Source organism: Myroides sp. LoEW2-1 (assembly GCF_009767705.1).
GTDB classification, from domain to species: Bacteria; Bacteroidota; Bacteroidia; order Flavobacteriales; family Flavobacteriaceae; genus Flavobacterium; species Flavobacterium album_A.
In genome coordinates, this window is the sequence record NZ_WSPP01000340.1 from 1 (window position 1) to 333 (window position 333).

The following is a 333-nucleotide window of genomic DNA, read 5'->3' on the forward strand; positions in this document are numbered from 1 at the left end:
ATTGCTACAGGTCTGATTACATTTTCAACAAGATTATTGTCTATCTGCAAGTTTCCATTGTGTAAGTAATCACTTAGATTACTCCATCTTTTTTGAGAGTACACAAAAGCTTTACCTATTCTACTTTGAGGTAATGTAAGTTTCATCTGAGCAATCATATATTTACCAAGCTTGTTGATGATTGGTAAACTTTCATCTAGACGAAGTTCTTTGATTTGGTCAGGAGCTAAATTTTGTTCTTTAGCTTTTCTCTCTATAGCATATAACTTCTGTATTTCTACTAGTACATGCTGGGCCCTTTTTCTATCGTTATCTAAAGCTTTTTCAAATTCA

The 333-nt window shown here is 32.4% G+C and carries 1 protein-coding gene; it reads right to left on the minus strand.

From position 1 onward, the window contains the following. Nucleotides 1-333: IS66 family transposase (locus GOQ24_RS17060; protein ID WP_160340110.1), on the minus strand; the 333-nt coding region annotated here is incomplete at both ends.